Source organism: Hansschlegelia beijingensis (genome assembly GCF_045505405.1).
Taxonomy (GTDB): domain Bacteria; phylum Pseudomonadota; class Alphaproteobacteria; order Rhizobiales; family Methylopilaceae; genus Methylopila; species Methylopila beijingensis_A.
The window spans coordinates 1-6067 of record NZ_JBJKEX010000184.1; the positions used below are offsets into that span (position 1 = coordinate 1).

Annotated in this window: 7 protein-coding genes and 1 pseudogene; 5 read left to right on the forward strand and 3 right to left on the reverse strand. The window is 69.8% G+C overall.

Annotated features, from left to right (window positions below):
* The 4 genes from ACIKT0_RS11740 to ACIKT0_RS11755 all read left to right on the forward strand — a co-directional run.
* A partial coding sequence (locus tag ACIKT0_RS11740) for a 5-formyltetrahydrofolate cyclo-ligase (RefSeq protein ID WP_407105521.1) occupies positions 1 to 294 on the forward strand: 294 nt, incomplete at its 5' end.
* Positions 294 to 1118 carry a TIGR00282 family metallophosphoesterase gene (locus ACIKT0_RS11745; RefSeq protein WP_407105522.1) on the forward strand — a complete coding sequence of 275 codons (825 nt, stop codon included), beginning with the start codon at positions 294 to 296 and terminating at the stop codon, positions 1116 to 1118. The genes ACIKT0_RS11740 and ACIKT0_RS11745, both read left to right, overlap by 1 nt.
* Before the next feature lie 218 nt (positions 1119 to 1336).
* Positions 1337 to 1546 (forward strand): cold-shock protein, encoded by a 210-nt coding sequence (locus ACIKT0_RS11750; protein WP_183393366.1) that lies wholly within the window; start codon positions 1337 to 1339, stop codon positions 1544 to 1546.
* Positions 1547 to 1653: 107 nt separating this feature from the next.
* Entirely contained in the window at positions 1654 to 1926 is a 273-nt protein-coding gene (locus ACIKT0_RS11755; RefSeq protein WP_183393367.1) for a hypothetical protein, read from the forward strand.
* Positions 1927 to 1938: 12 nt separating this feature from the next.
* On the opposite strand, the gene ACIKT0_RS11760 is transcribed toward ACIKT0_RS11755, so the two are convergent.
* The gene (locus ACIKT0_RS11760; protein WP_407105523.1) at positions 1939 to 2250 is read right to left on the reverse strand and encodes a hypothetical protein; all 312 of its coding nucleotides are present in this window, start codon (positions 2248 to 2250) and stop codon (positions 1939 to 1941) included.
* Positions 2250 to 4547, reverse strand: coding sequence for an FdhF/YdeP family oxidoreductase (locus tag ACIKT0_RS11765; RefSeq protein WP_407105524.1), 2298 nt, complete (start codon positions 4545 to 4547; stop codon positions 2250 to 2252). Before ACIKT0_RS11765 ends, ACIKT0_RS11760 begins: the two co-directional genes overlap by 1 nt.
* A gap of 422 nt (positions 4548 to 4969) precedes the next feature.
* Here ACIKT0_RS11765 and ACIKT0_RS11770 point away from each other — a divergent pair, with 422 nt between their 5' ends.
* Positions 4970 to 5713, forward strand: coding sequence for a YebC/PmpR family DNA-binding transcriptional regulator (locus ACIKT0_RS11770; RefSeq protein ID WP_407105526.1), 744 nt, complete (start codon positions 4970 to 4972; stop codon positions 5711 to 5713).
* Positions 5714 to 5723: 10 nt separating this feature from the next.
* Here the strand turns inward: ACIKT0_RS11770 and ACIKT0_RS11775 are convergent.
* Positions 5724 to 6067: pseudogene (locus ACIKT0_RS11775) on the reverse strand (sulfite exporter TauE/SafE family protein); the annotation flags it as partial.

Sequence of the window (6067 nt, forward strand, 5' to 3'; positions counted from 1 at the left end):
GTTACCGACGAGCGCATCGTCATAGAGCGCGGTGGACGGCGCATCACGGTGAGCGTCCCCCGTCACGGGGTCTCCATCCTCTTCGCCGTCATCCTCGGGGGCCGCCTCGGCTATGGCGGCGGCTTCTACGACCGCACGCTCGAACAGCTGCGCGCGAAGCAGCGTGTGGTCGCCGTCGGCCTCGCCTTCGCGGCGCAGGAGGTCGAGGCCGTGCCGACGCTCGACCATGACGCGCCGCTCGACGGCGTGCTGACCGAGCTCGGCTTCCGCCCGACGGCCGGAGCCGACATCTGATGCGCTTTCTGTTCCTGGGCGACGTGGTCGGACGCGCCGGCCGCAATGCGGTCGCCGAGCGGCTGCCGGCGCTGCGCGAGCGCTGGTCGCTCGATCTCGTGGTGATCAATGGCGAGAACGCCGCCGGCGGCTTCGGCATCACCGAGCAGATCTACGAGGATCTGCTGAACGCCGGCGCGGACGCGGTCACGCTCGGCAACCACTCCTTCGACCAGCGCGAGGCTCTGGTGTTCTCGGAGCGCGCCGAGCGCCTCGTTCGCCCGGTGAACTTCCCGCCCGGCACGCCCGGCCGCGGCGCCACGATCGTGGAGGCCCGCGACGGCGCCCGCGTGCTCGTCGTCAACGTCATGGGCAACGTGTTCATGGGGCAGGCGCTGAACGATCCGTTCCGCGCGATCGACGCCGAGCTGGAGGCCTGCCCGCTGGGTCTCGGGGCGGACGCCGTGATCGTCGACTTCCACGCCGAGGCGACCAGCGAGAAGCAGGCCTTCGGGCATTTCCTCGACGGCCGCGCGAGCGTGGTGGTCGGCACCCACACCCACGCGCCGACCTCCGACCACAGGATTCTTCCGGGCGGCACCGCCTTCATGTCCGACGCCGGCATGTGCGGCGACTATGACAGCGTGCTCGGCATGCGGAAGGACGAGCCGATCCACCGCTTTCTGACCAAGCTCTCGGCGGGCCGGTTCGAACCCGCCGACGGCGAGGCGACGCTGTCGGGGCTGGCGGTCGAGATCGACGGCAGGGGCCGCGCCGCCAGGGTCGCGCCGGTGCGCGTGGGCGGCGTGCTCAGCGAAGCGCTGCCGGAGTTCTGGGAAAGCTGAGGACGCGCGATGCGCTCGGCCGCCGGACCAGCGCCCGATGGTCCGCCGGCTTGCCAACACCCCCGCCACGCGGTATGTATTCATCGTCGATCTTGTCCGTTGGATGTTGTTGAGCGCCTCTGCGCGGCGGCGAACTTCCTCTCAATATCGATGTTTCAGCGCCGTCGGGTTTAACTCCGGCGGAGTAAATCCGCGTCGATTTTAGAAGGAAAATCGTCATGACCACCGGAACCGTGAAGTTTTTCAACGTCCAGAAGGGCTACGGCTTCATTCAGCCGGACGGCGGCTCGACCGACGTGTTCGTGCACATCTCGGCCGTTGAGCGTTCGGGCCTCCACACCCTCGTCGAAGGCCAGAAGGTCAGCTTCGAGATCGTGCAGGACAAGCGCTCCGGGAAGAGCGCCGCCGAGAACCTGCAGGCCGCGTAAGGCCTGATTGTCGTGGGGGACGCGATGGCGCTCCCGCGGCCGATCAACGCTTCGAAGGCCGGGTCTCCGACCCGGCCTTTTTCATTTCTCGAGCGGAGTTGGCCGGCATGCAGAAAATGTCCAAGGAGACGTTGTTCAAGCCATCCCGCGGCGAGGTGAAGGGCGACGCCACCACGCGCGCCGCCCGTGAGATCATCGACCGCGAGCGCGCGGAGCGTGACGCCAAGACCGAACGGCTGCGCACGGCGCGCCTCGCCAAGGAGGCCGCTGACGAGGAGGCCGCAAGGCTCGCCCCGCCGCCGGCCCCGCGTCGCGCCGCCGCCAAAAGCCCGGCCAAGAGCACGACCAAGACCGCCGCGAAGGCGAAGCAGTCCGCCTGAGGGCGGGACGGCCTATGCCGCGAGCGCCGCTCCCTCGAGGAGACGCGCGCCGGCGTCGGTGAGTTCGAGCCGCGTGCGCTGCGTGCGCGGATCGCGGCCCGTCACAGCGACCAGTCCGAACTCGTCTGCAAGCTCACTCGTGGCGCGCAGCACCAGCGCGTGCGGGACGCCGAACACCCTGGCGAAGGCCCGCGTGTCGCCCGCCACCCCCATGCGCAGCGCGGCCAAGAGGCCAGCGTCGAGCGGCGACAGCTCCGGCGCCCGCCCGACCAGCGATTCCACAGCCGCCATGAAGGCGCCCGCGTCGGGAACCTCCGCCGCCATCAGGCGGCCTCGCGCGGGCGGAAAGTCACCATCACGGATTTCGACAGCGGCGTGTCGCTGAGGTCGCCGGCCTCGGAGAACGGCACCACGGCGTTGAGCTCGGGGTAGTAGCCCGCGACGCAGCCGCGCGGGATGTCGTAGGCTACGAGGCGGAAATCCTCCGCCACCCGGGTCCGGCCGTCCTCGTGCAGTCCCACGACGTCGACCCGCGCATTGGGCGTCGCGCCCATCGCGGCGATGTCGTCCGGATGCGCGAACACCACGCGGCGCTCGCCGTAGACGCCGCGGTAGCGGTCATCCATGCCGTAGATCGTGGTGTTGTACTGGTCGTGGCTGCGGAAGGTCTGCAGCACGTAGGCGCTCTTCCGGCGCCGCGCCTGCTGGTGCTCGATCTCGGCGGGCAGGGGCGCCGCCGAGAACTCCGCCTTTCCGGAGGGCGTGTTCCATTCGCGCTCGGCGGCGGCGTTGCGGAGGCGGAAGCCGCGCGGCCTGCGGACGCGGACATTGTAATCCTCGAAGCCGGGAATCACCCGGGCGATCGCGTCGCGGATCCGGTCGTAGTCGGCCGCGAACCCGGCCCAGTCGATCCGCTCCGAGCCCACGGTCGCGGCCGCCATGCCGGCGATGATCGCGATCTCGGACTTCAGATGCGGCGAGGCCGGCTTGTTGATGCCGCCCGAGCCGTGGACCATGCTCATCGAATCCTCGACGGTCACGATCTGCGACTTGCCGGCCGCGTCGCGGTCGATCTCCGTGCGGCCGAGGCAGGGCAGCAGGAAGGCGACCTCGCCGACCGCCATGTGGCCGAGGTTGGGCTTGGTGGCGATCTGCACCGTCAGCCGGCACCGCCTCAGGGCCTCGGCGACAAGCGCGGTGTCCGGGGTGGCGCGGGCGAAATTGCCGCCGAGGCCGATGAAGGCGCGGGCGCGGCCCTCGGTCATGGCGTGGATCGCGTGCAGCACGTTGTGGCCGGGCTTGCGCGGGACCGCGACGCCGAACTCGCGCTCCAGCGCGGCCAGAAACCACTCCGGGGCGTTCTCGTTGATGCCGACCGTGCGGTCGCCCTGCACGTTGGAGTGGCCGCGCACCGGGCAGAGGCCGGCGCCCTCGCGGCCGACATGGCCGCGCAGCAGCAGCAGGTTGGTGATCTCCCGCACCGTGATCACCGAATGGCGGTGCTGGGTGACGCCCATCGCCCAGGTGGCGATCACCCGCTCGGCGCCGAGATAGACCTCGGCGAGCGTCTGGATCTCGTCGAAGGTGAGGCCCGACTGGTCCTCGATCTGGCCCCACGACGTGGCCTCGACTTCGGCCCGCCAGGCGTCGAGGCCGGTGGTGTGCTGCGCGATGAAGGCGTCGTCCAGCAGGCCGGGCTCGCCGGCCGCGCGCGCCTCGGCGTCGCGCATGAAGACGATCTTGGCGACGCCGCGGATCGCGGCCATGTCGCCGCCGAGCTTCGGCTGGAAGTAATGCGTCGCGATCGAGGTGGAGCCGCCGCGCAGCATCTCGATCTTGGCCTGCGGATCCGCGAAGCGCTCGAGCCCGCGCTCGCGGACCGGGTTGAGCACCGCGACCTTGGCGCCCCGCTGCGCGGCCCGGCGCAGATCGCCCAGCATCCGCGGATGGTTGGTGCCGGGGTTCTGGCCGATGACGATGATCGCGTCGGCGCGCTCGAAATCCTCGAGCAGCACGGTGCCCTTGCCGACCCCCAGCGACTGCGTCAGCCCGACGCCCGAAGCCTCGTGGCACATGTTCGAGCAGTCCGGGAAATTGTTGGTCCCGTAGGCGCGGGCGAACAGCTGGTAGAGGAAGGCCGCCTCGTTCGAGGCGCGGCCGGAGGTGTAGAACTCGGCCTCGTCCGGCGAGTTGAGGGCGCGCAGCTCGGCGCCGATCTCGGCGAAGGCCTCGTCCCACGACACCGGCAGGTAGCGGTCGGTCGTCGCGTCGTAGCGCATCGGCTCGGTCAGCCGGCCGACATTCTCGAGGGCGTAGTCGGTCCAGCCGCGCAGCTCGCTCACGGTGTGCTGGGCGAAGAAGGCCGGCGTGGCGCGGCGGGCGGTGGCCTCCCACGAGACCGCCTTCACGCCGTTCTCGCAGAACTCGAAGGACGAGCCGTGCTCCGGATCCCCCCAGGCGCAGCCCGGACAGTCGAAGCCGTCGGATTGGTTGGCCTTGAGTAACGTCATCGCGCCGGTCAGCGCGGAGCCGCTCTTCAGCAGGTGCTTTCCGCAATTGCGAAGAGCGCCCCAGCCGCCGGCGGCGTGGGACTTCTTGAGAGGCGGCGCGACGTTCGCCATAGTGTTTACCTATTGGAAAGAAGCGCAGGACCGGCCCCGGCCCGCCCTCGCCATCTACGTCCGAATGCGCTGATGTTCAATAGAAAAGCAGCATTTTGGAAGCGTTGGAAGATGCCGGAGGCCGATCGCTTGATCGAAGATCATGATCAAGGCCGGCGTCCGCAACGATAGGCAAACGCTATCGTTCAATTCGACGAAGGCCCGCCGCTGGCATCCCAGAAGGAGCGTCCTTGCTGCGATGCAATGCGCGGGTGGCGTGGATCGGTCGGCGCGAACTCGTGGCCGCGCTCGCGCAGTCGCGGACGCTTCGTCTTCCTTTCGGCCCGGCCCGGCCCTATAAGGCCGCTTTCCTCAAGCGTCGGACGTCCGCCGCGCCCGCCTCGCCGGCGACCCGGGACGTCCTCACATCTCGGAGGCGACCCTTGGCCGGGCATTCGCAGTTCAAGAACATCATGCACCGCAAGGGCCGCCAGGACGCGGTCCGGGCGAAGCTGTTCTCAAAGCTTGCGCGCGAGATCACGGTCGCGGCCAAGGCCGGTCTTCCCGACCCCGACATGAACCCCCGCCTGCGGCTCGCGATCAACGCCGCCAAGGCGCAGTCCATGCCGAAGGACAACATCCAGCGCGCCATCAACAAGGCGTCCGGCGGCGACAGCGAGAACTACGAGGAAGTCCGCTACGAGGGCTACGGGCCGGGCGGCGTGGCGATCATCGTCGAGGCGCTGACCGACAACCGCAACCGCACCGCGTCGGCGGTGCGCTCCTACTTCACCAAGTCCGGCGGCGCGCTCGGCGAGACCGGCTCGGTCGGCTTCATGTTCAACCGCGTCGGCGAGATCGTCTATCCGGCCAAGGCGGGTTCGGCCGACGACGTGCTGGAGGCGGCGATCGAGGCCGGCGCCGAGGACGTCCAGTCGGACGCGGAGAACCACGTCGTCACCTGCGCCTTCGAGGACCTGAACGAGGTCTCGAAGAGCCTGGAGGCGAAGCTCGGCCCGGCGGACAGCGCCAAGGCGGTGTGGCGGCCGACCGTGACGACCGCCCTCGACGAGGACAAGGCCGCCTCGCTGATGAAGCTGCTCGACGCGCTGGACGAGGACGACGACGTCCAGAACGTGCACGGCAATTACGAGATCTCCGACGAGGTGATGGCCAAGCTCGGCTGACCGCGGCCGCTCAGCGCCACGCTGCGTCCCACACCGGGGCGGACAGCGCGGCCGCGAGCAGGATCACCGCATAGGCGGCGCGCCGGTAGCCGGCCTCGGTCGCGCCGAGGAAGCGGCGCGCGCCGAGAAAGATGCCGATCCCGTAGGCCGGGCCGAGCCAGAGGCAGAGCCACAGCACCTCGGTGGTCACGAGGCCTGCCCACAGCAGCGACCCGAAGGTCACGAACGACACCAGCGCGAAAACCGCGATCATGTTGGCGCGGATGATCCCGCGTTCGCCCGGCCCCGCCAGCCAGTAGGCCGCGATCGGGGCGCCGGAGATCTGCGCGGAGCCGCCCAGCACGCCGGCCGCGG

Excerpts from the sequence above, each read along its gene's own strand:
- ACIKT0_RS11750 (WP_183393366.1), top strand. The coding sequence starts at position 1,337 with ATGACCACCGGAACCGTGAAGTTTTTCAACGTCCAGAAGGGCTACGGC.
- ACIKT0_RS11760 (WP_407105523.1), bottom strand. The coding sequence starts at position 2,250 with ATGGCGGCGGAGGTTCCCGACGCGGGCGCCTTCATGGCGGCTGTGGAA.
- ACIKT0_RS11745 (WP_407105522.1), top strand. The coding sequence starts at position 294 with ATGCGCTTTCTGTTCCTGGGCGACGTGGTCGGACGCGCCGGCCGCAAT.
- ACIKT0_RS11755 (WP_183393367.1), top strand. The coding sequence starts at position 1,654 with ATGCAGAAAATGTCCAAGGAGACGTTGTTCAAGCCATCCCGCGGCGAG.
- ACIKT0_RS11765 (WP_407105524.1), bottom strand. The coding sequence starts at position 4,547 with ATGGCGAACGTCGCGCCGCCTCTCAAGAAGTCCCACGCCGCCGGCGGC.